Raw genomic sequence first — 26,566 nt, forward strand, 5'->3', positions numbered from 1 at the left:
GACTGATGCCCGGTTCGACCCGTCACCGCCGTTCGTTCCCAGGGGTTCAGCTTCCAGCCCAGGAGGGCAGCAGCCCGACCGAAGTCACCTTGATCGCGCAGCTCGGCATCGGCGCCGGTGATGCGCTGGTGACCGACGCCAGCCAGCGCCAGCGCCACCACCCGGCCTTCATCGATGCGTTGGACGAGCCTTCGGCGCGGCTGGGCGGCATGCACCTGCAGCAGGGCGACGCCTCCTCGCTATACAGCTTCACCGTCGGTGCCGGTGGCCACCCGTTTCATCGCCATGCAGGCCCGCGCATGTTCACCGCCATCGCCGGCAGCGCGGGGGCCGAGCTGCGCTTCGCCACCGCCTCCGACGCGCAGCTGGCGCGCGATCCCGCGGCCTTCGCGCGCACGCTGCGGCGCATCCGCATCCCACCAGACTGCCTGTTTACCGTACGCTTCGGCGGTGGCACCTGGCACCAGTTCGCATCGAACCATCGCGCACACCCCGCGCTGTTCGCGTTGTCGTGCCACAGCAATGAACTTGCCGGCGCAATGAGCGAGCAGGCCCGTGCACAGGTACAGCACAATGCCGCCGATATCCCCAGCCTGACCGAGGTACTGCCCGATGCGCACTGGCCATCGGCCACCACACTCGCGGCAGCGCCGCTGCTGCAACTGTCGCTGCAGGCAGCGCCGCCCAGCCTGAGTGCTCAGCTGTGCGCGCGTACCCGCGCTCTGTTCGGTCCGCTGCGTCGGATTCCACTGCGGCCACTACGTGGGTTCGTCGAACGCGCCACACCGACCTATCCCGTCCATTCAGAGGCCGTCGCCACTCACGGCCTGCTGCCTGTGGCCCTGCCGCGCAGCCACTACCAGGACCAGACCACGCTGCGCCTGGACAGCGCGCAGGTCGCGCACCACTCCGCATCGGCGCTGCTGGCCGATGTACTGGAAGGCTTCCTGCGCAATCCCCCCACCGGCGTGGGCCACCTGATGGCGCTGCGTAACCGCCTCGTGGCGCCGTTGCGGCTGCGTACGTCGCCGCTCGGCTGCCCGGTATCGTCACTGCTGTCGACCGATCGCAGCCAGTTGTTCGCCGGCCGCTATCCAGTGCTGGATTCGCATGTCGATACAGAAGATGACTGTGCCGAAGTGCTGCTCGGCGCCGACGATCGCCATCTGCGTTTCCGCAGCAGCGTGCGGGTACAGCGCTTTGCCGATGGCCATATCGAGATCAGCCTCGGCTCACGCGTGCAGACCCTCAATGCGTTCGGCCGCATCTACATGGCGCTGATCGATGCTGCACACCGGCACTACGTGGCACCGGCGCTGCTGCGGCGCGCTGTCGAGCATGCATTGGCGCCGGATCTGGCCACCGTTGACGCGTGGATGATGCCCCCGGTGCACCGGTGATGCCGGCCAGCGGCCGGCACTACATGGTGCCGTAGCGGTAGACCAGATCATCGGCATCACTGCGCACCGCGCGCGCGTCGAGCACACCGCCCAGGCGCCGCGCGACGGCCTGCGATGCCAGGTTGTCCGGCGCAATGTAACTGACCAGCGTCGGCAGCTTCGCCACCTCGAACGCCCAGTCGCGTAGTGCACCGGCCGCTTCAGTGGCAAAGCCCCGCCCTTCATGACCGTCGTACAGCAACCAGCCCAGCTCCTTTTCAGGAAACAACGGGCCATGATTGATCCCCACCTGGCCGATACAGTCACCGGTATCACTGCGCTCGATCATCAACGCGCCATGACCGAACAGATGCCAGCTGGCCAGGTCGTGGCAGAACTGGCCCCACGCCGCCACCTCACCGAACGGCCCGCCCATGCCGCGCGCACGCGGCGAGGCCAGGAACGCGGCATAGACACCGAAGTCATCCAGCTGCTGTGGACGCAGCCACAGACGCACGGTGTGCAGGGTTGGAATCTCAAGCACGACGGCGCACAGGATCAGTACACGGCCAGATGACCGCAACCACGTCGTTGTGGTTGCCCTTCCATCGTCACCTGCACGCTGGCCAGCGTGTCCACGCCTTCGGTGTTGCGGCACGACTCTTGCTTGATCTCGACGATGGCCGGCTGCTTGTCCAGCTCACCGTTGAGCACGATCAGCGAACCGGGTGCATCGGCCGGCTGGCCGAGGTAGCGCAGCACGCCCTTGTGGGTGCGTCCATCGGCACTGAGGCTGGCGTCGTGGTTGCCCTTCCCTGTGGAGGCGATCTCGATGCTCCAGCCAGTGCCACCCCCGGTAAAGGCCGGTACCGGGCTCAGATCGGCAGCGATGGAAGGATGGCGAGGCGCGTCGGCGCTGGTCTGGGAAGCGGTGGAAGCACAGCCGGCCAACAACCCGGCCAGCAGTGCCGTGGCAACAACAGGGCGAAAGATCATGGAGGGCTCCTGCGGCGATCGGAGGGCCAGTCTAGGCAGAACCACGTGCGCCGGCGATGAATGCCACGATCAGCGAGCACCACGACCGCCACCCGCGACCCGTACCCGATCGCGCCCCTGCGCTTTGGCCCGGTACATGGCCGCATCGGCGGCACGCAGCAGGGTGCGCCAGCCCAGCGCGTCGGTGCCGCCCTCGGCCACGCCGAAACTGGCGGTCACCCGCAGCACGATGCCGCCGGCCAGCGCGATGTCCATCTGCTGCAGCGCCAATCGCAATGACTCGGCCAGCTGGCGGCCACCGGCCAGATCACCGTCGGCCAGCAGCACCAGGAACTCCTCACCACCATAGCGGGCAATGCTGTCGCTGCGGCGCAGGTGGCGCTGCAGCAACTGCGCCACCTGCACCAGCACTTCGTCGCCGGCTTCATGGCCATGGCCATCGTTGATCGCCTTGAAGCGATCTACATCCAGCAGGATCACCACGGCGCTTGCATCGCCTCCGGCGTGCCTCTGCTGCACCACCTCATCCAGCGCGCGCCGGTTCAACAGTCCGGTCAGCTCGTCGGTGCCGGCGAGCTGGCGCAGCTCGCTGGTCAGTGCCGAGCGCTCGCGCGATTTCTCACGCAGTATTTCGATGGCGTCGAACAGGCGCTGCATCTCGGCCAGCGGATGGGTGACATGCTGCTCCGGGCCAGGTGCATCCGAGGCGAGCTGGATCACCTGCTTCTGTGCCTGCAGCAGTGGCTGCAGGATCTGCAGGTGGGCGATGCGCAGGGCCACGCCCAGCACCACCAGCGTGCCCAGCGCGGTCGCCACCAGCACAGCCAGGCGCATGGCCTCGCGGTTGCGGGTGCGTTCGTAGCGGGCGATGGACACGCTCAGGTAGCCATCACGCAGGGCTTCCAGCGACTGCAGGGTAGGCACGTAGCGCGTGGTGAATTCGGCAGCGGTCCACGGCGGTGGTACGCCACGGCGGCCATCCTCGATCAACTGCTCGATCATCGGCAGCGATTCGCCGAAGAACTGCCGTCGCGCCATGTCCCAGTGCCATGACAGTTCCGGGTCACTGCGGAACACCGACTCATGGCTGCCCGCCAACCGCCACAGCTCCAGCAGGCGGCCCTCGGTCTGCAGTGCAGCGCGTACCTGCTCCTCGCGCCATGCCCCCGGTACCGCCACCGGGGCCATCACGTTCGAGGCCAGGCGGCCGCCATGTTCGCGAAGATCGATCAGCACCTGGCCCTGCATCGCCGGAATCGCCGCTTCACGGTCAGCGCTGACCAGCACGTTGATCTGTGCCGAGGTCAGCAGGTGCAGGCGATCAACCACGGCGAACATGCCACTGATCGCACGCTCCACCGCCTCCACACGGCGTGCGTCATGGGGCTGCGCCACGACCCTGTCGACCGCTGCCCGCGCCGACTGCAGGCGACGTTGCGCGTCGGCCAGCAGGCCACGCTCATCCGGCACGCCCGGGTCGTTCTTGAACACGGTCTCCAGCTGCAGCATGGCGGTGTCGACCCGCTTGCGCGCGGCCGCCAGCTGCGCGGTCAGCCGCGCCTGTTCGGTGGCGTCGGCCGGATCAGCCCCCAGCAGGCTGTTGGCCGGGCCGCGCTCGGCCGAAGCGAGGTTAGCGAGATCGAAGGTCTGCCGCAGCTGGCGCAGGCTGGCCAGGTTGTCTTCGGCACCGGTGTAGCGCAGCGTGCCCTGGATCAGGGCGATGGCCATCAACGGCAGCGTGCACACCACGAACAGCCCAGCCAGGATCCAGACCCAGGTCCGCAACCTGATGGGCGATGCCTTGCGGGCCATGCAGAATTCCCCTGAAGTGCGGCTCACTGTAGCGAGCGGCTCCGGCGGCGCCAAGCCAGCGCCGTACGATCCGCAGGGAGGGATATAGCGCAGCGCGCGCGAACGCGCCGACAACGCCGGCGCCCCCCGTCCAGCCGGTCAGATGCGACAGGTCACGCCGGGTCAGATCCAGCGCTGGTCGACCAGTTCGCGCTTCACGTAAGCGTAGAACACCGGCGCTGCCACCAGACCAGGCAGGCCGAATGCTGCTTCCATCACCAGCATGGCCAGCAGCAGCTCCCAGGCACGGGCCTGGATCTCGCCGCCGACGATGCGTGCGTTGAGGAAGTATTCCAGCTTGTGGATCACGATCAGGTACAACAGTGCGGCCACGGCCACGTAGAACGAGACCGACAGCGCGACGATGGTGATGATGGTGTTGGAGATGATGTTGCCCACCACCGGCAGCAGGCCGGCGATGAAGGTGATCAGTACCAGCGTCTTGGACAGCGGCAGATGCACGCCGAACAGCGGCAGCACGCCCAGCAGGAAGATGGCGGTGAACACGGTGTTGAGCAGGGAGATCTTCACCTGTGCGAACACCACCTGGCGGAACGCTGTGGCCAGGCGGCTGGTGCGGCCGATCAGCTCCTGCGCCAGCGGCCCCATCTTCGGCAGCGGAAGTTCGTCGTACAGCGCGATCATCGCCCCCAGCACCATGCCGATCAGGACGCGCACGCCCACCTGCACCACCGACGTGCCGGCCACGCCCAATTGGCGCTGGTGTTCGGCGGCCCAGTCATTCAGCGCCGCACGCAGCGCCGGCATGTCTTCGGGGATATACGGCTGCAGCAGCGCCGGTACCTGGTGGCGCGACGAATTGAGGATGTCCATCAGCCGCGCCAGCAGCGCGTCCGGCCCGCCGGTCTCGTTGCGGAAGAACGACGCCACGCCGATGCCGGCCAGCACCAGTCCGCTGATGATGATCGCCGACAGCACGATCACCGCGATTGCCCGCGCCCGTCCCGGCGGCAGCCTGCCTTCCACGGTCGACGCCAGCACGTGGGTCAGCTGGAACACCAGCAGCCCCGACAGCAGGGTCACCACCAGGCCCAGCTTCAACGCCAGCCACATGCCCAGCAGCATCATCAGCCAGGCCGCGATCCTCGGGACAGGGGGCTTGGGCTGGGCAACGAGGGCGTCTTGCATGGGCGGCGCGTCCGGGCGGGGTGGCCCATGGTAGAGGATTGGCGACGACGATTCCGGGTGCAGGATGAACGGGCATCAGGCCTCGTGCTGCGACAGCACTGCTGCAGCCCGCGCCGACTCATTCGCCATAGCTGGCGTTGTTCTTGCCCTGGCGCTTGGCGTGGTAGAGCGCGCGGTCGGCCAATGCCAGCCAGTCCTCGGCGCTGCCGCCCCGCGGCGTGGCAGCAATGCCGATGCTGACGCTGAACTCGATGCCCGGCGTTGCCTGCCGTGCTGCTTCCAGAAGGTGCAGGCGAACCCGCTCTGCCACATGCATCGCATCGATGGGCGCACAGTCCTGCAGCAGCACGACGAACTCGTCGCCTCCCAGCCGCGCAGGGGTATCGCCGGGCCGGGCGAAGGCGCGCAAGGTGGAGGCGATATGGCGCAGCACTTCGTCCCCGGCACGATGACCATGCGAGTCATTGATGCGCTTGAAGTCATCCACATCAAGCATCAGCAGGCAGGCGAAACCACCCTGCCCCTGCGCCTTGTCCAGGGCCTGCTGCGCGCGGACGATCAGGAAGCCGCGGTTGGCCAGCTCCACCAGCGGGTCCATCCGGCTCAGCCGCTTCAACTGGCGGTTCTGCGATTTCACCCGCCGCGCCAGCTGCCAGCTGAGGATGCTGAGGCCGATGCCGTAGACGAACAGGAACGGCACACTGAGTACGATCGTGCGCTGCGATGACACCGGCTGATAGGGAAACCCGAGTACCCACCAGGTGAGCGCGAACCCAACTGCCAGTGCCAGTGTGGCCCGTACCGCCAGCTTCACCCCGCCGGCGGCGATCTTGTCGGCGACCAGCAGCGCGGCGAACAACGCACTGGGCACCACGCTGAGCCCCATGAAGGCGATCCAGCCACCGCCAAAGAAGGAATCGATCACCATGCAGCGGAACTGGACCACCGCGGGCTGCCGTGAGCGATGGGTCAGCACGAGGGCGAGCGCCGGCCAGGCCAGTGCATTGAGCAGCAGCAGGACCCACGCCAGCGCACCGTCCTGGCGTTCGAGCATGATCGAAGCAATGGGGATCGCCCCCAACCCGTTGCCCACGAAACGCATCCAGCCGATGCGCCGTGCCGCGCCGATGCCTTCGACCGAGACCTCGGTCGAGTCCGTCAAGAACGGCATTGCCGACCCCCTTGAGCGATCGCAGCTGCCACCAAGGCCCTTGCCGGGCTGCCTGCGGTGAGTCTGACAGCTCTGCGTCAATTCGGGATCAAGGTTGCAGAAGCCATCTGGCGACACTCATGAGGCAGCGCGCTCTGCCCTGCCCTCACCCGGCCCTGGGTGCAGCCGTCGAGCCCCGCAGCATCAGGCTGAAATCCAGCGTCTGCTGCAGCGGCACATCCACGTGTTCGATGATGGCAAGCAGCAGGTTGACCGCGCGCTCACCAATCTCCCGCATCGGCTGTCTGATCGTCGTCAGCGGCGGCGTGAGGTAGCGCGAGGAGGCGAGGTCGTCAAAGCCGACGATGGACAGGTCCTCCGGCACGCGGATGCCCAGCTCCCGACAGGCCGCCAGGGTGCCCAGCGCCATCTGGTCGCTGAAACAGAAGACCGCAGTCGGTACCGGCGCGGCGGCCAACATCGCCATCGCGGCGGCATGGCCGGACTCCACCGAAAAGTCACCCGGCACGATGTTCAGCTGACGCAGGCGTCCACGCGCCTTGCCGGCCGCCCGCACCCCTTCCAGCCGTTGCTGGTGCAGGGGGTTGTCAGGCGGTCCACCGACCACCGCAATGCGTTCGTGTCCCAGCCCGTACAGGTGTTCCATCACCGCGCGCGCGGCGGCCGCATTGTCGATGTGGACGCTGGGAATGCCCAGCGCGGGATCGAATTCGCAGCCGTTGACCACCGGCGCGGCGGCACCCCGCTGTTCGACGATGTCACGCGCCGTGGGGGGCAGGCGATGCCCCAGCACGATCATGCCGTCGGCCTCGTTGCGCCGGAGCATCTGCGCGTAGCGCTCCTCGCGATCCGGTTGATGCTGGGTGTCCCCCAGCAGGACCGCGTAGCCAACGGCCTGCGCGGCGTCCTCCGCGCCCTGCAGGATCTGGGCGAAGAACGGATTGGCGATGTCCGGGACGGTGACCAGGATCTTGCCGCTGCGCTGGGTCTTGAGCGTGCGGGCCACCGTGTTGGGCACATAGCCCAGCGCGGTGGCGGCCTGCTCGATGCGCGCACGGGTGGCCGGCAGGACCTTGTCCGGCCGCGAAAGCGCCCGCGACACCGTGCCTGCGGAGACGCCGACGTGCTTTGCAATGTCGTAGATGGTGGCCATGGCGTTAGTTCTCCTGCCCGCTGTGCAGTGCACAACAGGTCCTGCGTGAGCCCCTGCTAGGATAATGCAATCGATTGCATCGAGGGCGAATCACGTTGAAGACGCTCAAGGGTCCAGCGCTGTTCCTGGCGCAGTTCATCGGCGACGCAGCTCCTTTTGATCGGCTGGACACGCTGGCCGGGTGGGCCGCGGGTCTCGGCTATTCTGGCGTACAAGTCCCCACCACGGCGCCCCACCTGTTCGATCTGGCGGAGGCCGCACGCAGCCAGGCGTACTGCGACGACCTCGCTGGCATGCTGGCCGGGCACGGCGTGCAGGTCACCGAACTGTCCACCCATCTGCAGGGGCAGCTGGTCGCGGTCCATCCTGCGTACGACGGCCTGTTCGACGGCTTCGCGCCAGCGGACAAGCGCGGCGACCCCGCCGCGCGCCAGGCCTGGGCAGTGGAGCAGCTGCTGCTGGCGGCCAAGGCCAGCCAGCGCCTGGGGCTGACCGCGCATGCCACGTTCTCCGGCGCGTTGGCGTGGCCCTATTTCTATCCCTGGCCGCAGCGCCCACCGGGGCTGGTGGAGGAAGCCTTCGCCGAACTCGGCCGCCGCTGGCGCCCCATCCTCGATGCGTTCGACGCCTGCGGCGTGGACCTGTGCTTCGAGATCCACCCGGGGGAGGACCTGCACGACGGTGCGACCTTCGAACGCTTCCTCGACGTGGTCGATCACCACCCGCGCGCGAAGATCCTGTACGACCCCAGCCACCTGCTGCTGCAGCAGATGGACTATCTGGGGTTCATCGATCGCTACCACGCGCGCATCGGCATCTTCCACGTCAAGGACGCGGAGTACCGCGCCAGCGCCTGCAGTGGCGTGTATGGCGGCTACCAGGACTGGATCGATCGCCCGGGCCGGTTCCGTTCACTCGGCGACGGCCAGATCGACTTCAAGGCGATCTTCTCCAAGTTCGCCCAGTACGACTTCCCCGGATGGGCGGTACTGGAATGGGAGTGCTGCCTGAAGCACCCGGAAGACGGCGCACGCGAGGGCGCCACCTTCATCCGCGACCACATCATCCGCGTGACCGAGCGCGCCTTCGACGACTTTGCCGACAGCGGCACGGACGCCGGATCACTGCACCGCATGCTGGGAATCTGAGCCGACACCGCCCCGGGAGGGCAAGCCATGACGCACGCCATGTCGCGCTTGGGCGCGATGATGTTTCTACAGTTCTTCATCTGGGGGGCGTGGTTCGTCACCCTGGGTACCTATCTGGTGCAGGGCCCGCTGCAGGCCAGCGCCAGCCAAGTGGCGACGGCGTTCCTCAGCCAGTCCATCGGCGCCATCGTCGCGCCGTTCCTGGTTGGGCTGATCGCGGATCGCTATTTCGCGGCGCAGCGCATCCTTGCGGTACTGCATCTGGCCGGCGCGGTGCTGCTGTGGCTGGCCTCCACAGCAGACAGCTTCAGCACGTTCTCCGCCTGCGTGATGGGCTACATGCTGCTGTTCATGCCGACGCTGGCACTGGCCAACAGCGTGGCGATGCGGCACATGCAGTCGCCGGAGAAGCAGTTCCCGCTGGTGCGCGTGGCCGGCAGCGTCGGCTGGATCGTGGCCGGTGTGCTGATCGGCTGGCTGGGCTGGGAACAGGCGCATCGGCTTGAACTGACGTTCCGGATGGCGGCGCTGGCATCACTGCTGCTGGGCCTGTACGCGTTCACCCTGCCGCACACGCCGCCGCTGGCGCAGCAGCGCGATGCCGGCCTCGGGCAGATCCTGGGGCTGGATTCGCTGCGGCTGCTGAAGTCGCGCGCCTATCTGGTGTTCTTCCTGGCCTCCATCGCCATCTGCATCCCGCTGTCGTTCTACTACAACTTCACCAATCCGTACCTCAACGACCTGGGCGTGCGGGGTGCAGCAGGCCTGCAGTCGCTGGGCCAGGTCTCCGAAGTGCTGCTGATGCTGGCCATGCCGTTCCTGTTCGTGCGGCTGGGAGTGAAGACCATGCTGGCGGTCGGCATGGCCGCCTGGGTGGTGCGCTACGCGATGTTCGCCTTCGGCGATGCGGGCAGCGGTTTTTCCCTGCTGGTGATCGGCATCGTGCTGCATGGCATCTGCTACGACTTCTTCTTCGTCACCGGCCAGATCTACACCGATGCACATGCCGGCCCCGCCGCGCGCAGCAGCGCGCAGGGGTTCATCACCCTGGCCACCTACGGCGTGGGCATGCTGATCGGCACCTTCCTGTCCGGCGCGGTGGTGGAGCACTTCACCACCGCGGCCGGCCCCGACTGGCAGCAGATCTGGCTGTTCCCGGCCGGCGTTGCACTGGTGGTGCTGATCGCCTTCCTGCTGCTGTTCCGCGACCGGCCGGCGGCCACGGCCGCGCCCTCCACGCCCTGAGGATCCCAGTCGATGCCCAAGCTTGGAATCGCCATCGTCGGCGCCGGCATGATCGGCGCAGTGCATCGTCGTGCGGCACTGCTGGCGGGTGCCGAGGTACGCGGCGTGGCCGCCTCGTCACCGCAGCGTTCACATGAGGCAGCGCAGTCCTGGAATGTCGCGCGCGCCTACCGGGACATTGAGGAGGTCATCGCCGACCCGCAGGTGCAGGTCGTGCACGTGTGCACGCCCAATCACCTGCACCGCGCGATGGCCCAGGCTGCGCTGGAAGCCGGCAAGCACGTGATCTGCGAGAAGCCGCTGGCCACCTCGCTGGAAGATGCACAGGCGTTGGCTGCGCTGGCGGCCTCGCGCGGCCTTGTGGCCACGGTGCCCTTCGTCTACCGCTACCACCCGGTGGTGCGCGAGGCGCGCGCCCGTATCGCCCACGGTGAACTGGGGCCGTTGCACCTCATCCACGGCAGCTACCTGCAGGACTGGCTGCTGGACCCGGCCAGCAACAACTGGCGCGTGGACCCCGCGCTGGGAGGCACTTCGCGTGTGTTCGCCGACATCGGCTCGCACTGGTGCGACCTGGTGGAATGGATCAGCGGCGAGCGTTTCGCCGAGGTCAGCGCGGCGTTCTCCACGGTAATCGCCGAGCGCGGCGCCGTCAGCGGGCAGAGCTTCAGCACGCCAACGGCCGCCAGCGCGATGCAGCCCGTCACCAGCGAAGACGTGGCTGCGGCGATGTTCAGGACCGACGCCGGCACGCTGGCGTCATTGACGGTCAGCCAGGTCTCGGCCGGACGCCACAACCGCCTCTGGTTCGAGATCGATGGCGCCAAGGCCAGTGTGGCCTTCAACCAGGAGGATGCCGAACGACTGTGGATCGGCCTGCCCGACCAGCGCGAGAAGATCTTCGTACGCGGCCCCGGTGCCGGCAGTGACGATCAGCGCCGCCTTTCCGTGCTGCCGGCCGGGCATGCACAGGGCTACGCCCAGTGTTTCGAGGCATTTGTCGCCGACACCTATCGCGCCATTGAAGGCGAGCGGCCGCAGGGCCTGCCGACCTTCGAGGACGGCCTGCGCTCGGCGCAGATCGTTGACCGTGTCATTGCATCGGCCAGGTCGCGTGCCTGGACCGTCATCGGTTGAAACCCGGGAGGATCTGTTGATGAAAGCCCTTTTCCGTAGAAGTGCAAGCCTCATCCTGCTGTTCGCTGCCCTGCCGGGTTTCGCAGACGAAGCCGCCAGCACGCAGAAACCGATCGCGGTGCAGATGTATACCCTGCGCAACGCCGGGTCGCTCGACCAGCAGCTGAAGATCGTCCACGACGCGGGCGTCCACGCGGTGGAAACAGTCGGTACGCAGAACACCAGCGCCGCCGAACTCAAGCAGCTGCTGGACCGGTACTCGATCAAGGCCATTTCATCGCATGTGCCGCTGGCCGAGCTGCGCAGCAATCTGGATGGGGTGGTGACCTTCAACCGGTCGATCGGCAACACGACGCTGGTGGTACCGTACCTGGACAAGAAGGATCGCCCAACCGATGCCGCGGGCTGGACCGCACTGGGCCAGGAGCTGGGCAGGATCGCGAAACAGGTACGAACCAAGGGCATGCACCTGGCCTATCACAACCACGACTTCGAGTTGGTCGACTTCGATGGCAGCACCGGACTGGAGCTGCTGTTCGCAGCGGCCGGCCCCGACCTGCAGACCGAGCTGGACCTTGCCTGGGTCGCACGTGCGGGCCTGGACCCGGCGGTGATGCTGGGAAAATTCCGCGGCCGCGTGTTCGCCGTGCACGCCAAGGACAATGCGCCCAAGGGCCAGGCTGAAGACGAAGGCGGATTCGCTGCGGTGGGCCAGGGCGTACTGGACTGGAACGCGATCCTGCCAGCCGCGGCCGCCGCGGGCGTGCACTGGTACATCATCGAGCACGACCAGCCGCGCGACCCGGCCAAGGTCATCCAGACCGGCGCGGACTACCTGCGTGAACACCTGGCCATCGACCAACCTGCTCGTGTACCGCGCTGATGCGAAGGAGCCTCGCTTGGACACTCGCTTGAAATTGAGCTTCACCCTTACCGCGCTCCTGTGCGGCACGACGCTGGCGACCACGGCCTGGTGCAAGGACGACCCTGCGGCCGGTGCGAAGCTCTACAGCGCAAACTGCACGGCCTGCCACGGTGCCGATCGCGCTGGCATGCCGGGCGCGTTTCCTGCGCTCACCGACATCAGCAAACGGCTGCAGCCCGCACAGATCAAGGACAAGATCAGGAAGGGCGGCGGATTGATGCCGCCCTTCGCGCAGCTGTCGCAACAGGAAATCGATGACATCGCCAGCTACCTGGCGAAGTAAGCGGCCGGCGACCACGCCGGCCGTGTGCCGCTACAGTTCGCGCACCCAGATGTTGCGGTAGCTGACCTTGGCGTCATGCTCCTGCAGATAGAGCGGCGCGCACGCATGGGGCGCGTACGAAGGCGCACCGATGTACTCGGTCTTGCCTGCCAGCACGGTGTCGTCCTGTACCAGCACGCCGTTATGCAGCACGGTGATGCGCGCGGGCGACGTCAGGCCGCCGCCCTGCGAGAAGCGCGGAGCCTTCCAGATGATGTCGTAGACCTGCCACTGGCCCGGTGCGCGCGAGGCGTTCACCCGTGGCATGGCCTGCTTGTAGATCGAACCCGCCTGGCCGTTGGCATACGTCGGGTTGTTGTAACTGTCGAGCACCTGCAGCTCATACAGTTCCTGCAGGAAGATGCCGCTGTTGCCCCGGTTCTGGCCGTCGAAGCCCTTCGTCTCGGTGGGAGTACGCCATTCGACATGCAGCTGGACATCGCAGAAGCGCTGTCGGGTGCGGATGCCCTTGCTGCCCGGCACCACGGTCATCGCGCCATCGGCGACGGTCCAGGGCACGCGCCCGCCCTGCTCTGCCTCCCACGCCGAGACATCCCTGCCATCGAACAGCACGATGGCGTCGGACGGCGCCTTGCCCGCGGGCGTTGCCACGACTGCTGGCACCGGCGTCCACACCTCGGTCTTCTTCGGGTCACGCGCAGCGTCGGCACCGTCCTGCGCGAAGGCAGGTACTGCGGCCAGCAGGCCGGTGGCAATCAACAGAGAGCGGATCATCAGAATATCGTCCATCAGCTGGTCCCCCACGCCGGCGTGCCCGGAACATAGGCCAGGTCGCCGTCGTAACGCCCCGGCACGGCGACGTACTGCAGCACCCCGGTCGCGCCGACCTTGGAGGTGAAGAAGCCGAAGATGGCCAACTGCTTGAGCATCGTGAAGTAGTGCGGCATCGCGTCGCCCTCTTCAGGCGTACCGGTCTCGGTCACATCGGCCTTGCGTACCTTGGCCTCCGCATCCAGAGCACGCAGCAGTTCGGTGCGGGCTTCCGGTGTGAGCGATACGAAGCGGCCACCGGCGCGTTTGTCGATGTCGGCCAGACCAGCGCGGAACGTCGCCTGCTGCCGGGCGGTGTAGCAATCGCTGACGAATGTCGCCATGAACAACCCGGCACCGGCATCCTTCGCCCCTGGTGTCCGGGTCCGCGGCAGGATGGTCTCGGCGATCTCGTCCAGCGTGCCGACATCGGCATCGGAGAAATGGATCTTCGTGGCGCCCGCCGGCGCCTGCCCCTGCACAAGCGCGGGCAATCCAACCATGGCCGCGCCGGTGGCGGCGACGATCATCTTCAGCAGTTCGCGGCGATCCATCAGAGGTTCCCCGCTTTCAGTTCGCGTACCGCGTGGTCGGCCGCGCGCGCGGTCAGCGCCATGTAGGTCAGCGAGGGATTCACGCAGGCGCTGGAGGTCATGCAGGCACCGTCGGTCACATAGACGTTGGGGGCATCCCAGACCTGGTTGTGCTGGTTCAGTACCGAGCTCTTCCGATCACGTCCCATGCGCGCGGTTCCCATCTCGTGGATGCCCTTGCCCGGGGCGTAGTCGTTGTCGTGCATCTTCACGTCCTTGACGCCGGCCGCCTCCAGCATCTCGGCCGCGTCAGCGGCCATGTCCTTGCGCATCGCCAGTTCGTTGGCACGCATGGCAACGTCCATCGCCAGCACCGGCAGCCCCCACTTGTCCTTGCGGTCGTGATCCAGGCGGATGGTGTTGTCGTGGTGCGGCAGCATCTCGCCGAAACCGGTCATGCCGATGCGCCAGTCACCCGGCACGGTCAGCGCTTCCTTCAGGTCGGCGCCGATGTTCAGCTCGGCGATCTCGCGCGACCAGCCGTTTCGGCTGGCACCGCCCTGGTAGCCGAACCCGCGCAGGTAGCCACGCTTGTCGGCTGCGACGTTGCGGAAGCGCGGAATGTAGAAACCGCAGGGACGGCGGCCGAAGTAGTACTTGTCTTCGTAGCCCTCGACCCGGCCCGAGGCACCCGCACCGAAATGATGATCCATCACGTTGTGCCCCAACTCACCGGACGAAGAGCCCAGCCCGCCGTCCCATACATCGGTCGCCGAGTTCATCAGCAGCCAGGTCGAGTTGAACGACGACGCATTGAGGAAGATGACCTTGGCGGTGTACTGGTAGGTCTGGCCGGTTTCGGCGTCGATCACCTCCACGCCACGCGCACGCTTGCGATCCTTGTCATAGAGCACTTCCTTGACGATCGAGAACGGACGCAAGGTCAGGTTGCCGGTCTTCATCGCCGCTGGCAGTGTCGCCGCCTGGGTGGAGAAGTAGGCGCCGAAGGGACAGCCCAGAATGCACTTGTTGCGATACTGGCAGTTGACGCGGCCCTGCTCGGGCATCGGTTTGGTGATGTTGGCGGTGCGCGAGTGGATCATATGGCGCGTTCCGCCGAAGGCCTTCTTGATACGCGCGGCCACATCCTTCTCGACGATGTTCAAGGGAACCGGCGGAAGGAACTCGCCGTCCGGCAGCACGTCCAGTCCTTCGCGCGTGCCGGCGATGCCGGCGAACTTTTCCACGTAGTCGTACCACGGCGCGATGTCGGCGTAGCGGATCGGCCAGTCGGTCGCGAGGCCGTCCTTGAGGTTCGCCTCGAAATCCAGATCGGAGAAGCGATAACTCTGCCGCCCCCACAGCAGCGAGCGGCCGCCGACGTGGTAGCCACGGAACCAGTCGAAACGTTTGGTCTCGATGTAGGGTGAGTCCTGTTCGTTGGCCCACATTCCTTCCAGATTCTCGGCCAGGCCGTAATCGCGCATCAGCACCGGGAAGTCGGCCTTCATCGCCTGCGTTGGCCGATTGCGGTGCGGGAAGTCCCACGCCTCCTTCATCGCGTTGACGTAGTCCTTGACGTGCTCGATGTTACGGCCACGTTCCAGCATCAGGACCTTCAAGCCCTTTTCGGTCAGCTCCTTCGCCGCCCAACCGCCACTGATTCCCGAGCCAACAACAATGGCGTCGTAGTGATTATCTGCCATGGGTTTCTCACCTGGGTGGATATCGTTTCAGACGTCGCAGAGGCGGATCGCCTCGCGCAATGAGGCAACGGGATCGGGCGCTGCAGGCGTGAACTCCTGCGCCAGATACCCCTTGAAACCGGTGTCGCGAATCGCGCGACAGATGGCCGGATAGTGGAGCTCCTGCTGGTCTCCGATCTCGTTCCGGCCTGGCACGCCTGCGGTGTGGTAATGCTTGAAGCAGGCGTGGTGTTTTCCAATGGTGGCGATGATGTCGCCCTCCATGATCTGCATGTGGTAGATGTCGTAGAGCAGGCCGAAATTGTCCGAGCCCAGCCGCTGGCACAGCTCCACGCCCCAGGCAGAGTGATCGCACAGGTAGTCGTGGTGATCGACCCTGGAGTTCAGCAACTCCATCACCAGCACCACGCCGCGCTTCTCGGCATGCCCGAGGATGCGCTTGAGGCCGGCCTCGGCATTGGCCATGCCTTCGGCGGGGTCCATGCCGTTGCGATTGCCGGAGAAGCAGATGAGGTTGCGGTAGCCAGCATCGGCGACCAGATCGATGTGGCGCGTGTAGCGCTCCACCAGCTGGTCGTGGAACTCACGGCCGGCAAAGCCCTTGGTCAGGCCCAGCTCCGCGCCGTTGCACATCGAGCTGTAGACGTCATGGGCCTTCAGCGTGGGCCAGTCTTCCGGGCCAACCAGGTCGATCGCGGCGAAGCCAATGTCCTTCACCGTCGCGCAGAGCTGGGCGACGGACAGCTGCGGGAAGGTCCAGCGGGCGACGGAGTGCTTCAGGTTGCCTTTGAGCGGCGCGGTGGCGGCGAATGCGGGCAGCGTGCCCGCGATTGTCGCGGCCCCCAGGCCAATGCTGCCGGCAACTGCGATGCGCAGCGCATCGCGCCGCGTGAGCCCCGTCGCCGGGGCCGGTCTGATCGAATGGACGGACATCCACCTGCCGGCCTCCCAACCGGTATCAAACGCAACGATTCACTGCAATGCAATCGATTGCACCATAGGGGAGGAAATTGTCTGTTTGCAAGTCGCGGTGCACGAAAACTGATGCTGCGAAGCACAACGCAGATGACTTCGCGCAAAAAGAAAAGCCCCGCATCAGCGGGGCTTTCTTTCTGCTGCGAACGAGCGCTCGATCAGAACGGAATATCGTCGTCAGCGAAGTCGTCCATCGGCGGAGCCTGCTGCGGCTGCGGGCGCTGGTTGCCACCCTGGTTGCCGTAACCGCCGCCCTGGTTGCCGCCCTGGTTGCCATAGCCACCGCCCTGGCCGCCACGCTGGCCACCGCCACCGCCGCCGTACTCCTGGCGCGGAGCCTGCTGGCGCTGCGGGCGATCGCCGCCGTAGTTGCCACCACCGCCGCCACCGCCGCCTTCACCACGGCCGCCCAGCATCTGCATTTCATCTGCAACGATGTCGGTGGAGTACTTCTCCACGCCGTCCTGGCCGGTGTACTTGTCGTAGCGCAGGCTGCCTTCGACGTAGACCGAGCTGCCCTTGCGCAGGTACTCGCCGGCGATCTCGCCGAGCTTGCCGAAGAACACCACGCGGTGCCATTCGGTACGTTCCTGCTGGTTGCCATCCTTGTCCTTGCGGACGCTGGTGGTGGCCAGGCTGATGCGGGTGATCGCCATGCCGCTCTGGGTGTACTTCACGTCCGGGTCGTTGCCGAGGTTGCCGACCAGGATGACTTTATTCACTCCCCTTGCCATTCTACTAACTCCAAACTGTTGATATTTAAGGGAAATTTTGTCATTCTTTGTTCGGAGACTATACGTAGGGACATCTCCGAAGCAGCGTCTCTCCCCGTGGCCGTCGCGGTGACAAGGCCGGGTTGAGGCCCCGCCTAAGAAGGGCGGGAGAGCTGCCCAAATCTTATCACTCAGACACTCTCATGACCCCAGGCGATGGACGCCCCTCGTCGATGCTCGCGACGGAGCTTGGCAACCAGAGGCTGCCGGGGAGCGACATATCTGCCGCCCGGCGACCACTGGCATCAGAATGATCATCGGTCGATGCAGCACTATGGAGGGCCGCGGTTGGGCTACTTGGTGAAACTGCTGGGCTCTTTTCCGGCGTCGATTGAATGGTAGGGTGCTGGCGTAGAACCTCACCAACGCGCGCATCCACAAATGCAAACCACCCACACGCCAAGCTCAGGGCAACAACGGCTGCGCCCCCCAACCAAGCCGTGGTTACAAACGATCTTTCGGCCCTCCGGGTGGGCTCCGTGACTAGCGTGGCGTACTCTGTGCCTGGAAGGAAGCGGTACAAGCGATGCTGCCACTCACTACGAAGGGAGCGCTGCAGCTGCATAAAGCGAACGCCGGACGCAATGATCATTGCGATGTAGACAAGTACGACCATCACAATCAAGACAATCAGCACCGGAGGTGCATTGGCAGCGACGCGCGCCGCGACTAAGCCAATCCCGGTTGCCACTGCTGCAGAGACAGCACCGGTCAGCGGGCGGCTCATTTCCGACAGCTTTGCAGTTTCATCGGTAACAGTCTTTCGAAGCTCCCCCAGGATCTTCAGAGTGTCGCGAGCCGTTTCGGAAAGAGACATCTGGTAGGCAATGTGAGCGCTTTCCAGAGCATGCTTTAGATGGGCTTTGAGGAACTCCAAGGTTCCACCCTGCGAGGAACCTGACCGGGCGAGCTCTCCCGCCAGGAGTGTGTGCCTCAGCTCAGCCTCACGCTCGTTCTCGAAGACCCATGCAACCGCGCTCTGCAGTGCATTGAATGTGTCCCGATCCAGGGACTCATCATCATGCTTGAGCGACGGAAGCTCCAGTCGAGGAGGCCCTCGGAACTTCAGTCGAGCGTCTTCAGCATCTATCTCGCTTGGCAGGCAAGCGATGAGTGCAGCCGCAGCTGCAGCGACCCACATCTGTGCTGCCGGCTGACTGAAGGTCACCTCTTTCAGTTCACCCGTTAGCCACAGGCGAACGTCGCTCGGCACTCGTCGGATCTGCGTGTACTCCCGCACTAACCTACGCGGCGACTTAGTAGCTGGAACTTCGACGGGGGCAATGGCCTCATCCCAGCATTGCAGAACGCGTTTGCCGCTTGAAATTCGGCCGGTGAACCCGAAGATTGCCCAAATCGGCGCTTGGTTGTCCTCCTCCAACGCCCGCCGGAGCCCTGAACGCGTCAGCAAACGCAGTACGCCTGCAGCTACAGGAGGCTTTGCCACATGCAGTCGATACGGTCCAAATCCCACCGGTACTGGCTGAGTAGCGTCCAGCGGCTCCCCTGCTCGATCAAAGACCGAGAACTCCCACTCTGCGGCCAAGCACAGAACCTTGAGGGCATCGGCATCAATCTGCGACAACTGCGAAACCACCGCGGCATCGACTGTTTCAGCGACAAGTGCCCGGCCCTGCTCTACAAGGCGGTCAAGAGCTTCACCGAGTGCCTTCACGGACAATTGTCTCCTCCACAATCAACTCGGTGGTGATGGTGATTACCTCGCCTATGCCGTTCTCTCGAGCGGTTCGCTCAACCGTCACGCCATCTGGGTAGGTCACCGTCACCCCTTCGGTAGTGCGGAGCCTACGCATCGCTGGCTTGCGCAGAATCTGGCGATCGGGCGGGAAAACGAGACCAGTCAGGCGTTGGCTTCGCAACTTGCGGGCAATACGATGACGAAGAACAAGTTGGGCATCTTCATCAGGATGGCCGGCGGCGGCAAGGACTGCTTCCACAATCGCGTCTTCATCGATCTGCTCACGTTCTCGCAGACTGGCCTTTGCCGTTTTAAGCGCAGCGGCAGCATCCCGCTCCGGCAACAGATCCGCCGAGGCGATGAGTACCTGCCGCAGGCTCTCAAGCAGCGCACGATTCAAGTCGCCATCGCTACGCGTACGATCAACATCCAAGAATATGGAAAAATAGTCCGCGATGTCTGGCGAAGTCTTCGTGCGATCTCGGGCAGACACTTGCGGATCGGAAATACCCCCATTGATACGGATCAGTGCCGACTTCTGAACTGCCCTCTTGTCATCAATCAGTGCATGGACAATCTGGCGGAGACGTTGCTGACCATCTTCCGAAATGGCCTGTTCAATCGCCTCGCGATAGTCATACTTGATCATGCTGTAGACGCGTACAGCGGGATCGTCCACCCGAAGCTCAAAAATGAAGAATGCGCCATCGCGAGCAGTCATGAGGTGCTGACGCGAGAATGTATCGGACAGCGACTGAGCGCCATCTTCAAAGCCGACTACGTTGGTCGCCATTTGCGATAGCTTGTCGCGTGTAGCGGAGTGCTGTCGGAACTCATGAACAGCAGCTACGTCTGTATCCCGAATACGGGACAGGAAAAATTCTTCGTGCTCGACGGCGCGAGCGAGTTGCGGCTCGAACTCACCATCACCGACCACATGCAGAATCATTCTGTGAATACGCAGTTGCTGGCGCTCATCGTCAGTGAGGAAACCCATCTATTTGACTCCTTGTGCCCCTGGTCCATGTGCGACGGAGGCCCTTGTCGGTTGTACCTTGAGCCTGTCGCGTCGCACGGGCAGAGATTACCCTTTTTCGCCGTTTCATCCACCCTGACAGGAGGCCATTGACCGAGCGGCCGACCTGGATGTTCAGGCCGCCAGCGTCACCGAGACGGCGTAGGTGCTCTGTTGATACCGGCTTACCTCACCAGCTACCCAGTTGTACCGCCTCAGCGCAATGGGCAGGCCCATGCTTGAAGTGCGCTTGGGCCCCAGCACTTTTTCAATGACTCAGCCTTCGGCCATTCGGCAACTCCTGCTACCGTTCAATTCCTCAATTCCGGTTGCCAAGCCTCTATCGCATAACGTGTCGCCAGCCACAGCAGGCTTGGCCGACGGGGTGAGTTATCGGAAAATCCGATAGACAGTCTCAGGGAGGGGTTGATATCCTTCCTGCTGGATGCGCGATTTGAGGGCTATGTGGCCTATGTCGTTAACCAACCGACCCTCATTTCGCCCTGGCCCGAACTGGACGCTTTTGTTCGTTCGCTCGGCCCCTTCCTGGCGTGCGCGTGGTGCGCTCTGGAGCGCTCCAGAACGGCAAGCGCACCGGTGGCGGCAGGCTCCTTGGGCTCTGAAGCACTAGACACCTTAGCCTCGCTTCAAGTGCTGGAGCGTGCCTGCATAGAAGGCTCCACTTTTACGCCCGGTCCTTGTATGAGCCTTTGGCTTGGAACTATCGCCACCGATGGTCCCGCCCGGGTGTGAACCTGGAGGCGTTGCTGTTGGACATCCTCGCTCGCTGGACCACCGACTGCCCAGTTGAGGCCAAGCGGCGCCTTGGTGCCGCACTCTGTGAAAGCGATGCCCGGGCGTACTTGGCCAACCTTTTACGTAAGCATCGACTTCCACCTTCTCTTGGAGACGGCTTGCGAAGCACTCAACTAAAGGAATGGGATGCGCTGGGGCTGGGACGGAAAAGGTACGTGCTCTGGGCGAGCTTACGCAACACCGCTTCTTGGCTTCTTCAGAAGGACATGGGCGAGGCGTCGATTCGCCAGGCGCTTGATCGAGAGATCAGCTCGAAAACCGTGTGGCTCCTTCGTAGGGCCCGGTCAGGAATGCTTGCGACAACCGACTTCTGCTTTGTGCCGACCCAGGATTGGCGCAAGCCGCTGATTCTTGACGTCGCCATGGAAACATTCCTGCCTTTGGGCCAAGAGTACTGGCTTGAGCCTGCATGGCAATGGCGGCTCTGAGCTCCATCGCCGTTTCCCGCCACTGCTCCTACTCGCCATTCCGGGGAAATGACGAACCATGCTGAGGCACGACGCCCATGCAGTACTGCAGGAAGTCTTCTTGCGCCAGTGTCTCAACGGCTCCTGGCCTAACACGTCGAACCATCTTGATCGCCTCAGCCGCAGTCTGCGCAGTCCCAGTTTGCAGGAGGAGCATGCCAGCGACTGTACCGGCTCTTCCAAGCCCCCCCTTGCAATGGACTACTAGCCGACATCCGTCAAAGAGATCACGGACGAGAGCTGAACTCACCTCTTGCCAATGATCCAAAAGCCTATGATCTGGGGCCTCGCCGTCGGTGACCGGAAGACCATGCCAAGTGATGCCCTTATGGGCGGCGATGCGAGGCAATCCATCGATTCGCAGCTCTTGGAACTCCCATGGTTCCAGCAACGAAATCAGGTGCGTTGCGCCCCAGGCCCGAATCGCAGTGATGTCCACATCAAGATCTCTAGCCCAGGAACCGGTCATGGCCGACTCCTGATATTTCCCAGGAGCGAATGTCACACCAATGGCCCCTCCGCTGTCGCCGACTAGTAGCTCTGCGATCCTGATTGGGTGGGTCAAACTAGTTCGCATCGTCGGGTCTCTTCATGTTGTTCCACTCCTTCTCCAGCTACCGGTGACACCGCCCAAGGCAAGTTCTGGCACGATGTGCTTAAGACACAACAGAGGTCACGACTCCTTCCCTAAGCGCGCTTTCAGCACCTCCAGTGCAGCGTCCAATCCCGCATCGTCCTGTGCGTAGGGGGAGCCGAACAAGGGAACTTCTATCCACCACTCCTCTTGACCGGGGTGGACGTAGGCTTCGTGATCATCCAGTAGAAGCGCAGTGCCGTGCGTAGCGCATACATTCCTCAGGTCCTTGGTCGGCCCTTGCCAGTAGATGTACGGGATATGGGCAAACCACATTGGTGCACAGCCCTCGCTAACCAGAAGCTGGGCAACTCCTCGAAAGGTTGGCTCGGGAACTGTTGTATAGATGACCTTGTACTCAAAGATGCAATTGATCGCCTCGAGGAAACGATTCAGACCTGGACGCGGAATTTGACTGACTGCGTTTGAAATCAGCGTCCCTTCGAGATCCATTGCAAGGATGGTCGGGCGCATAGATAGCTGTTCCCAGAGGTTAAGTTGATGCTCCAACACTATCGACCGGCCTGCCACAGAGCTTACATGGCGCCCTTCACGGCGCTGATGACCTCAGATGGCCCCGATCGATTCGCGATACTGCTGTTGCGCGCCAATGAACACAAATCTCTTATCCATCGGTCCGCCGCAAGCGGCAGCCAAGCCCGCAGGGTCCAGCACCACCGCAGTTCGTGCTGCGGCTCCCACCCCGCATCGTCGCTGCAGGCTCATGTTCACGCCCTCGTGACTGAGAGGCAGAGGATATCTGTTTTTTAGATATCTGAGAACTGGATATAGCTTCTGAGGCCGCTCAATCAAGGCGCGGCCGTGCCCAAGTCCATTCATCGCGATGAGTACGCTGTCTTGATCCAGGTGATCAAAGACGCGAGGCTAGGGGCCGGCCTCACCCAGAGCCAGGTCTCCCAACAGCTTGGTCGGAGCCAGTCGTTTATGAGTGACGTCGAGACTGGGAAGCGCAGGCTCGACGTCATTGAACTTAGGGACATCGCCCACTTAGCTGGCCTGACGTTGAGCAAGCTCGTTGCTAGATTTGAGAAGCAACTCAAAGATTGAAAGCGCGAGCCTCGCCACCGCACTTTGCACCACAAAGGTCACACGACAGCCATGCCCCTCGCGGCTTCTACCCTCTCCCCTTCCCAAGACGTTAGGACCTGAACGCCCCAGGCTCGCCGATGTTCTCCCCCGCTGTATCGCATGTTGGAGAGTCCCCTTTGACTTACATTGGGCCAGACCAGAACAAGTGCCAAGCGATGCTTCTGGATGTACAAGGCACCAAACACATCACCTGCGGCGGCCTCCTCAACCTGAAATCCCAGAATGCTGCGACAGCCGTAAGAACACCGCAGTCCTAGACACATCCGCTTGGGCAGCACGAATCAGGCGCTGTTCGAAAGGCAGAAGCGTCGCTTCCAGATGCACAGGAACGAGGCGTCGTTGTACAAGCATTGGCCTAAGACAACCGCGCTCCGCAAGTAATCTGGCTGCTCGCTTCTCGGCTTCACCGCCGGAGGCGCACATCACGCAAACAAAAGCGTATGCCAAACCAAGCCCGGAGTCTTGTGGGGCGAGCACTTCATAGCGCAGCAAGTGGGGTGGCTTAATGTGCATGGGAAAGTGGGGATCGGGTACCTCTTCAATCAGGATGGCGTGCCAACCGAGGTAAAATCGTTCTACGCCGAGCACAAAAAACCTGTCCAGTCAGACATGGCCATCCGATGCCAACACCTGATTGAATCTCAGTTGGCGGCAGCAGGTGCCGAGCCTAGCGTCGGCGTACGGCATTCAGCAGGGAGGCAAAGATCGAGGGAACCATGAACAAAAGACCGGGAGCGGCGAAGAGCAAGGCGAAGACCCAATGTCACTCCCAAATGTTCTTCGCGCACAGGAACTCACCTACAACGACGGGGAGCGTGAACCTGAAGAAGATTGCGGCCAAAACGGCGGTGATCGCCACCCCGGATCCGAATGCATCATCGAGACCCGCCCAGCCAGCCCATACCTGCACCAAGCCAAATGCGAAGAAGAGGACCGCAAAGCCGCAGCCCAGCGTTTGTTCCGTCCGCTCATCCATATGTCAGCTCCGCTTGTCCGCTGGAACACGTAGACCGTAGATAACGATGATAGCCAAGGTCAGCATGTTGACCACAGTCCAAACTTCACGGCTTGCGTGAATAGGAACAAGTGGGTTGTAGATCCCTGCCAGGACACCGAGGCACCAAGCCCAGCCTTTCCCCTGGTGCCTGTACGATCTCAGTGCAAGCCAGGCACAGCCCGCACACATCATCCATCGCATGACGGGATAGAACCCATATGGCATCGTTGGGATCATCGCCAGTGCCAACAACACGACGATAAGCCAAAGCGCTCTGGGTATCCGCACATCAATCCCCCATGAACGAATCATGAATATATCATGCCATATCCGAGGTTGGCGGAAATGCTCAATTGCTTGCTGGAGCCACCTTCTGATTGCGAGATCGATCGGCGCCTTCCAGCATCGAAGGGCTCTGTTCCGGCTAAAAAATCCTGAACTGAACAGCCCCGATTCGCACGACCAGCGGCGCCAGGTGTTCCATCGCCGTTGCGGGCCGTGTCGTCCTAGCGTAGCGCAGCACGAAGGCGGTCCGATCCGAACGCGCGACCCGCAGTAGCTCCGCCGGCATGACCTGAAGGCAGTGCATGGATCATTAGGGGAACCGGCCCGGACCGACGCGACCTCGGGCAAGCAACACCAGCCGGCATGACTGCTTGCTCCTGAGGCGCGCAAGTAGGCAGCAGCAAGGCCGGCCGTTGATCACTCCATGTAGGAGAGATAACAGCAACGATCAAACAGTATGATGCCGCTGACTTCCCCTTCCCGATTGAAGCATGCTCCATCGTCCACGATGGCTGACAGCCGGCCCCGACTGAGATCAGCGATCATTGCGCCTACAAACGCCACGGCTCCGCTCGGACACCTCGTCGGCCCCAAGATCAGCCAGCGCCTCAAGCGGCTGATCACCAATTCCCGCCTGATGGTGTTTGCGTCGCCGGAAGCTATCGACTACCACAGCGGTTGCTGCCTGGACCGGGCAATGGCCGCCGACCTGCCAGCCCGGGACTGGATCGAGCGATGGCAGAACATTCTGATACCGGGCATACCGGTATCGGCAAGACATGGCTGGCCTGGCCTCTGGCCGTCCAGGCTGCACTCAATGGCATCTCCATCGGCTATCGACGCCTGGGCAGGTTAAAGATATGGAGTTGAACCATGCGGATAGTTCACTGCCCAAGCTGCGCAGGTAGTTGGCAAAGACCAAGCTGCTTGTCCTGAACGACTTCGGGCTGATCCCGCTCAGTGGCCATAGCGGTGTCCTGGCCGATCTGCCGGGGCTGCTCGATGATCGGTTGGATCGGGTGCCACCATTGGACTGGGTTGATCACGCAACTCGACAGCAGCCATTGACCTGCCCTTTCGCGATGGTGCGCAGCATCCATCTGCAACTCTTGCAACAAGCACCTTCTGAACCAGGAAAAATTTGAATGGCCAAGCCGCATGAATACAAAGAAGACGCCATTATGATTGAGGGCCCAACTATTTGCCTCACTTCAAGGAAGTCCCACCTGACCGAATTAACTGTTCAATTGGGAATGTCTTCATCACGCAGAAAATCGAAAAGTTCGGCGTCGTTGCTGACGCCCAATTTGCGCATTGCATCGCCCTTCTGGCGGCTGATCGTCGTCTTGCTACGGTTCAAATGTGCCGCAATCGCGGTAATTGATTGACCAGAGGCCAGCAGGCGAACTACTTCGACTTCACGGGGGGATAGTCGCTTGCCCGCGCTTGCCATAGGCTCGGTTCCGAGCTCGGCAATTCTATTCTTAAGGCCGTTACTCACATAGAGTACGCCACGCTGCACCCTCTGCAACGCTCGTGGCAGCTCGTCAAGTGAAGATGCTTTGTCCACCAGTCCAAGCACCCCAACTGAGACCACCATCCGAAGGATACTCAGATTATTCGCCATGCTGAGCAACAGTATTGGTAGATTGGGGTACCTGTGCCGAATCAGCTCCAGCATAGCGAAGCCATCAGGCTGCCGACCTCTTGGCATGGAGAAGTCGGTCACTAGCACGTCACAAGCGTGGCATTCCAGTATCCGTAGCAGCTCGTCCGGACTGCCAGCCTCAGCGACCACATCACCTACGCCGCTGCTTTCAATCAGCGCCCGTATGCCAAAGCGGACGGCAGGGTGATCATCAGCGAGAATGACACGAATTCGCATGGGCTGGTATCAGATCAATAGAGAAGGTAAATGAGGCGGATTCCTAAGGGAAGATACCTCTGAGCGCATCTACATTTCAGCCTCCGCTGAATATTTGGTCTATTTCCGCGCAGTACCGTCGATGCTTTTTGCTTGACCTTGGGGGGATCCTGCTGCTGTTGTGATCACGGCCCTCCTGGACATTGCCCCCCCGCGCACACGCAGTGACAGGCATATTATACGACAACACTGGACGCCCTCTGAGCACGTTGAGAACGCAACGCGACCGCTTTTGTGTCGCAGGCCGATTTTGGGTTCAATCCTCAAGGAGACGTGGATTTGATGTGAAGAAGCACTTTTCTAAAGAGCGGCTCATTGGGTTCCTGCTTAAGGCCGAGGCCAGACTTCCGGTCAATCAATTGTGCTGCAGGCATGGCTTCAGCGA

Annotated in this window: 28 protein-coding genes; 10 read left to right on the plus strand and 18 right to left on the minus strand. The window is 63.2% G+C overall.

Annotated elements, in window-relative coordinates:
* The first annotated feature begins 5 nt into the window (after window positions 1-5).
* Window positions 6-1,400 (plus strand): DUF2867 domain-containing protein, encoded by a 1,395-nt coding sequence (locus tag AC13FN_RS02335; protein WP_482984251.1) that lies wholly within the window; start codon window positions 6-8, stop codon window positions 1,398-1,400.
* Window positions 1,401-1,419: 19 nt separating this feature from the next.
* Here AC13FN_RS02335 and AC13FN_RS02340 read toward each other — a convergent pair whose 3' ends face one another.
* The 6 genes from AC13FN_RS02340 to AC13FN_RS02365 all read right to left on the minus strand — a co-directional run bounded on the left by AC13FN_RS02340 (window position 1,420) and on the right by AC13FN_RS02365 (window position 7,699).
* Window positions 1,420-1,923 (minus strand): GNAT family N-acetyltransferase, encoded by a 504-nt coding sequence (locus AC13FN_RS02340; protein WP_401741653.1) that lies wholly within the window; start codon window positions 1,921-1,923, stop codon window positions 1,420-1,422.
* Between the two features lie 14 nt (window positions 1,924-1,937).
* Window positions 1,938-2,375: a hypothetical protein gene (locus AC13FN_RS02345; protein WP_049434549.1), complete on the minus strand. Its 438-nt coding sequence runs from the start codon at window positions 2,373-2,375 to the stop codon at window positions 1,938-1,940.
* A 69-nt stretch (window positions 2,376-2,444) separates the two neighbouring features.
* Window positions 2,445-4,187, minus strand: a complete 1,743-nt coding sequence (locus tag AC13FN_RS02350) for a GGDEF domain-containing protein (protein WP_482984250.1) — start codon at window positions 4,185-4,187, stop codon at window positions 2,445-2,447.
* 162 nt (window positions 4,188-4,349) lie between these two features.
* Window positions 4,350-5,375, minus strand: coding sequence for an AI-2E family transporter (locus AC13FN_RS02355; protein WP_019337057.1), 1,026 nt, complete (start codon window positions 5,373-5,375; stop codon window positions 4,350-4,352).
* A gap of 118 nt (window positions 5,376-5,493) precedes the next feature.
* Complete coding sequence (locus AC13FN_RS02360) at window positions 5,494-6,546, minus strand: sensor domain-containing diguanylate cyclase (protein ID WP_054171210.1); 1,053 nt, start codon at window positions 6,544-6,546, stop codon at window positions 5,494-5,496.
* Window positions 6,547-6,691: 145 nt separating this feature from the next.
* Window positions 6,692-7,699, minus strand: coding sequence for a LacI family DNA-binding transcriptional regulator (locus AC13FN_RS02365; RefSeq protein ID WP_049434543.1), 1,008 nt, complete (start codon window positions 7,697-7,699; stop codon window positions 6,692-6,694).
* A 95-nt stretch (window positions 7,700-7,794) separates the two neighbouring features.
* Here AC13FN_RS02365 and AC13FN_RS02370 point away from each other — a divergent pair, with 95 nt between their 5' ends.
* From AC13FN_RS02370 to AC13FN_RS02390, 5 genes are read left to right on the plus strand one after another with little or no spacing between them, the layout of a single operon-like run.
* Window positions 7,795-8,847 carry a sugar phosphate isomerase/epimerase family protein gene (locus AC13FN_RS02370; protein ID WP_482984249.1) on the plus strand — a complete coding sequence of 351 codons (1,053 nt, stop codon included), beginning with the start codon at window positions 7,795-7,797 and terminating at the stop codon, window positions 8,845-8,847.
* A gap of 27 nt (window positions 8,848-8,874) precedes the next feature.
* On the plus strand, window positions 8,875-10,092 hold the full coding sequence (locus AC13FN_RS02375) for a nucleoside permease (RefSeq protein WP_227199506.1): 1,218 nt from the start codon (window positions 8,875-8,877) through the stop codon (window positions 10,090-10,092).
* A 12-nt stretch (window positions 10,093-10,104) separates the two neighbouring features.
* Window positions 10,105-11,229 carry a Gfo/Idh/MocA family protein gene (locus tag AC13FN_RS02380; RefSeq protein ID WP_482984248.1) on the plus strand — a complete coding sequence of 375 codons (1,125 nt, stop codon included), beginning with the start codon at window positions 10,105-10,107 and terminating at the stop codon, window positions 11,227-11,229.
* 19 nt (window positions 11,230-11,248) lie between these two features.
* Window positions 11,249-12,112 carry a sugar phosphate isomerase/epimerase family protein gene (locus tag AC13FN_RS02385; RefSeq protein WP_482984247.1) on the plus strand — a complete coding sequence of 288 codons (864 nt, stop codon included), beginning with the start codon at window positions 11,249-11,251 and terminating at the stop codon, window positions 12,110-12,112.
* Window positions 12,113-12,140: 28 nt separating this feature from the next.
* Window positions 12,141-12,437 carry a c-type cytochrome gene (locus AC13FN_RS02390; RefSeq protein ID WP_482984354.1) on the plus strand — a complete coding sequence of 99 codons (297 nt, stop codon included), beginning with the start codon at window positions 12,141-12,143 and terminating at the stop codon, window positions 12,435-12,437.
* A 30-nt stretch (window positions 12,438-12,467) separates the two neighbouring features.
* On the opposite strand, the gene AC13FN_RS02395 is transcribed toward AC13FN_RS02390, so the two are convergent.
* The 7 genes from AC13FN_RS02395 to AC13FN_RS02425 form a co-directional block, all read right to left on the minus strand.
* Window positions 12,468-13,226: a 3-keto-disaccharide hydrolase gene (locus AC13FN_RS02395; RefSeq protein ID WP_482984246.1), complete on the minus strand. Its 759-nt coding sequence runs from the start codon at window positions 13,224-13,226 to the stop codon at window positions 12,468-12,470.
* Window positions 13,226-13,801: a gluconate 2-dehydrogenase subunit 3 family protein gene (locus AC13FN_RS02400; RefSeq protein WP_482984245.1), complete on the minus strand. Its 576-nt coding sequence runs from the start codon at window positions 13,799-13,801 to the stop codon at window positions 13,226-13,228. Before AC13FN_RS02400 ends, AC13FN_RS02395 begins: the two co-directional genes overlap by 1 nt.
* Window positions 13,801-15,486: a GMC oxidoreductase gene (locus tag AC13FN_RS02405; RefSeq protein ID WP_482984244.1), complete on the minus strand. Its 1,686-nt coding sequence runs from the start codon at window positions 15,484-15,486 to the stop codon at window positions 13,801-13,803. Before AC13FN_RS02405 ends, AC13FN_RS02400 begins: the two co-directional genes overlap by 1 nt.
* A 27-nt stretch (window positions 15,487-15,513) precedes the next feature.
* Window positions 15,514-16,419, minus strand: a complete 906-nt coding sequence (locus tag AC13FN_RS02410) for a hydroxypyruvate isomerase family protein (RefSeq protein ID WP_482984243.1) — start codon at window positions 16,417-16,419, stop codon at window positions 15,514-15,516.
* 200 nt (window positions 16,420-16,619) lie between these two features.
* Window positions 16,620-17,195, minus strand: a complete 576-nt coding sequence (locus tag AC13FN_RS02415; RefSeq protein WP_482984242.1) for a single-stranded DNA-binding protein — start codon at window positions 17,193-17,195, stop codon at window positions 16,620-16,622.
* Window positions 17,196-17,361: 166 nt separating this feature from the next.
* Complete coding sequence (locus AC13FN_RS02420; RefSeq protein WP_482984241.1) at window positions 17,362-18,909, minus strand: hypothetical protein; 1,548 nt, start codon at window positions 18,907-18,909, stop codon at window positions 17,362-17,364.
* Window positions 18,893-19,930 carry a hypothetical protein gene (locus AC13FN_RS02425; protein WP_482984240.1) on the minus strand — a complete coding sequence of 346 codons (1,038 nt, stop codon included), beginning with the start codon at window positions 19,928-19,930 and terminating at the stop codon, window positions 18,893-18,895. The genes AC13FN_RS02420 and AC13FN_RS02425 overlap by 17 nt, the downstream gene beginning before the upstream one ends.
* Window positions 19,931-20,718: 788 nt before the next feature.
* On the opposite strand from AC13FN_RS02425, the gene AC13FN_RS02430 reads away from it, so the two are divergent.
* The gene (locus AC13FN_RS02430; RefSeq protein ID WP_482984239.1) at window positions 20,719-21,192 is read left to right on the plus strand and encodes a hypothetical protein; all 474 of its coding nucleotides are present in this window, start codon (window positions 20,719-20,721) and stop codon (window positions 21,190-21,192) included.
* Between the two features lie 28 nt (window positions 21,193-21,220).
* Here AC13FN_RS02430 and AC13FN_RS02435 read toward each other — a convergent pair whose 3' ends face one another.
* Entirely contained in the window at window positions 21,221-21,808 is a 588-nt protein-coding gene (locus AC13FN_RS02435) for a cyclin-dependent kinase inhibitor 3 family protein (RefSeq protein ID WP_482995096.1), read from the minus strand.
* Between the two features lie 96 nt (window positions 21,809-21,904).
* A complete protein-coding gene (locus AC13FN_RS02440) occupies window positions 21,905-22,339 on the minus strand; it encodes an NIF family HAD-type phosphatase (protein WP_482984237.1) in 435 nt (144 codons plus the stop codon).
* A gap of 348 nt (window positions 22,340-22,687) precedes the next feature.
* Between AC13FN_RS02440 and AC13FN_RS02445 the strand changes: the two genes are divergently transcribed.
* Window positions 22,688-22,933, plus strand: a complete 246-nt coding sequence (locus AC13FN_RS02445; RefSeq protein WP_482984236.1) for a helix-turn-helix domain-containing protein — start codon at window positions 22,688-22,690, stop codon at window positions 22,931-22,933.
* A gap of 805 nt (window positions 22,934-23,738) precedes the next feature.
* On the opposite strand, the gene AC13FN_RS02450 is transcribed toward AC13FN_RS02445, so the two are convergent.
* A complete protein-coding gene (locus AC13FN_RS02450) occupies window positions 23,739-23,951 on the minus strand; it encodes a hypothetical protein (protein ID WP_482984235.1) in 213 nt (70 codons plus the stop codon).
* Between the two features lie 3 nt (window positions 23,952-23,954).
* On the minus strand, window positions 23,955-24,284 hold the full coding sequence (locus AC13FN_RS02455; RefSeq protein ID WP_482984234.1) for a DUF6804 family protein: 330 nt from the start codon (window positions 24,282-24,284) through the stop codon (window positions 23,955-23,957).
* Between the two features lie 708 nt (window positions 24,285-24,992).
* Between AC13FN_RS02455 and AC13FN_RS02460 the strand changes: the two genes are divergently transcribed.
* Both AC13FN_RS02460 and AC13FN_RS02465 read left to right on the plus strand, forming a co-directional pair.
* Window positions 24,993-25,127 carry an ATP-binding protein gene (locus AC13FN_RS02460; protein ID WP_482995097.1) on the plus strand — a complete coding sequence of 45 codons (135 nt, stop codon included), beginning with the start codon at window positions 24,993-24,995 and terminating at the stop codon, window positions 25,125-25,127.
* A 38-nt stretch (window positions 25,128-25,165) separates the two neighbouring features.
* Complete coding sequence (locus tag AC13FN_RS02465) at window positions 25,166-25,402, plus strand: hypothetical protein (protein WP_482984233.1); 237 nt, start codon at window positions 25,166-25,168, stop codon at window positions 25,400-25,402.
* 98 nt (window positions 25,403-25,500) lie between these two features.
* Here AC13FN_RS02465 and AC13FN_RS02470 read toward each other — a convergent pair whose 3' ends face one another.
* Complete coding sequence (locus tag AC13FN_RS02470; protein WP_482984232.1) at window positions 25,501-26,142, minus strand: response regulator; 642 nt, start codon at window positions 26,140-26,142, stop codon at window positions 25,501-25,503.
* Window positions 26,143-26,566: the final 424 nt, after the last annotated feature.

This window comes from Stenotrophomonas sp. 115C5, assembly GCF_056861055.1.

Bases quoted from the DNA above. Each gene is read 5' to 3' on its own strand.
- AC13FN_RS02400 (WP_482984245.1), bottom strand. From the start codon at position 13,801: ATGGATCGCCGCGAACTGCTGAAGATGATCGTCGCCGCCACCGGCGCG.
- AC13FN_RS02355 (WP_019337057.1), bottom strand. From the start codon at position 5,375: ATGCAAGACGCCCTCGTTGCCCAGCCCAAGCCCCCTGTCCCGAGGATC.
- AC13FN_RS02405 (WP_482984244.1), bottom strand. From the start codon at position 15,486: ATGGCAGATAATCACTACGACGCCATTGTTGTTGGCTCGGGAATCAGT.
- AC13FN_RS02375 (WP_227199506.1), top strand. From the start codon at position 8,875: ATGACGCACGCCATGTCGCGCTTGGGCGCGATGATGTTTCTACAGTTC.
- AC13FN_RS02365 (WP_049434543.1), bottom strand. From the start codon at position 7,699: ATGGCCACCATCTACGACATTGCAAAGCACGTCGGCGTCTCCGCAGGC.
- AC13FN_RS02455 (WP_482984234.1), bottom strand. From the start codon at position 24,284: ATGATTCGTTCATGGGGGATTGATGTGCGGATACCCAGAGCGCTTTGG.
- AC13FN_RS02415 (WP_482984242.1), bottom strand. From the start codon at position 17,195: ATGGCAAGGGGAGTGAATAAAGTCATCCTGGTCGGCAACCTCGGCAAC.
- AC13FN_RS02450 (WP_482984235.1), bottom strand. From the start codon at position 23,951: ATGGATGAGCGGACGGAACAAACGCTGGGCTGCGGCTTTGCGGTCCTC.
- AC13FN_RS02335 (WP_482984251.1), top strand. From the start codon at position 6: ATGCCCGGTTCGACCCGTCACCGCCGTTCGTTCCCAGGGGTTCAGCTT.
- AC13FN_RS02470 (WP_482984232.1), bottom strand. From the start codon at position 26,142: ATGCGAATTCGTGTCATTCTCGCTGATGATCACCCTGCCGTCCGCTTT.
- AC13FN_RS02440 (WP_482984237.1), bottom strand. From the start codon at position 22,339: ATGCGCCCGACCATCCTTGCAATGGATCTCGAAGGGACGCTGATTTCA.
- AC13FN_RS02345 (WP_049434549.1), bottom strand. From the start codon at position 2,375: ATGATCTTTCGCCCTGTTGTTGCCACGGCACTGCTGGCCGGGTTGTTG.
- AC13FN_RS02410 (WP_482984243.1), bottom strand. From the start codon at position 16,419: ATGTCCGTCCATTCGATCAGACCGGCCCCGGCGACGGGGCTCACGCGG.
- AC13FN_RS02395 (WP_482984246.1), bottom strand. From the start codon at position 13,226: ATGGACGATATTCTGATGATCCGCTCTCTGTTGATTGCCACCGGCCTG.
- AC13FN_RS02360 (WP_054171210.1), bottom strand. From the start codon at position 6,546: ATGCCGTTCTTGACGGACTCGACCGAGGTCTCGGTCGAAGGCATCGGC.
- AC13FN_RS02425 (WP_482984240.1), bottom strand. From the start codon at position 19,930: ATGGGTTTCCTCACTGACGATGAGCGCCAGCAACTGCGTATTCACAGA.
- AC13FN_RS02350 (WP_482984250.1), bottom strand. From the start codon at position 4,187: ATGGCCCGCAAGGCATCGCCCATCAGGTTGCGGACCTGGGTCTGGATC.
- AC13FN_RS02435 (WP_482995096.1), bottom strand. From the start codon at position 21,808: ATGCGAACTAGTTTGACCCACCCAATCAGGATCGCAGAGCTACTAGTC.
- AC13FN_RS02380 (WP_482984248.1), top strand. From the start codon at position 10,105: ATGCCCAAGCTTGGAATCGCCATCGTCGGCGCCGGCATGATCGGCGCA.
- AC13FN_RS02460 (WP_482995097.1), top strand. From the start codon at position 24,993: ATGGCAGAACATTCTGATACCGGGCATACCGGTATCGGCAAGACATGG.
- AC13FN_RS02385 (WP_482984247.1), top strand. From the start codon at position 11,249: ATGAAAGCCCTTTTCCGTAGAAGTGCAAGCCTCATCCTGCTGTTCGCT.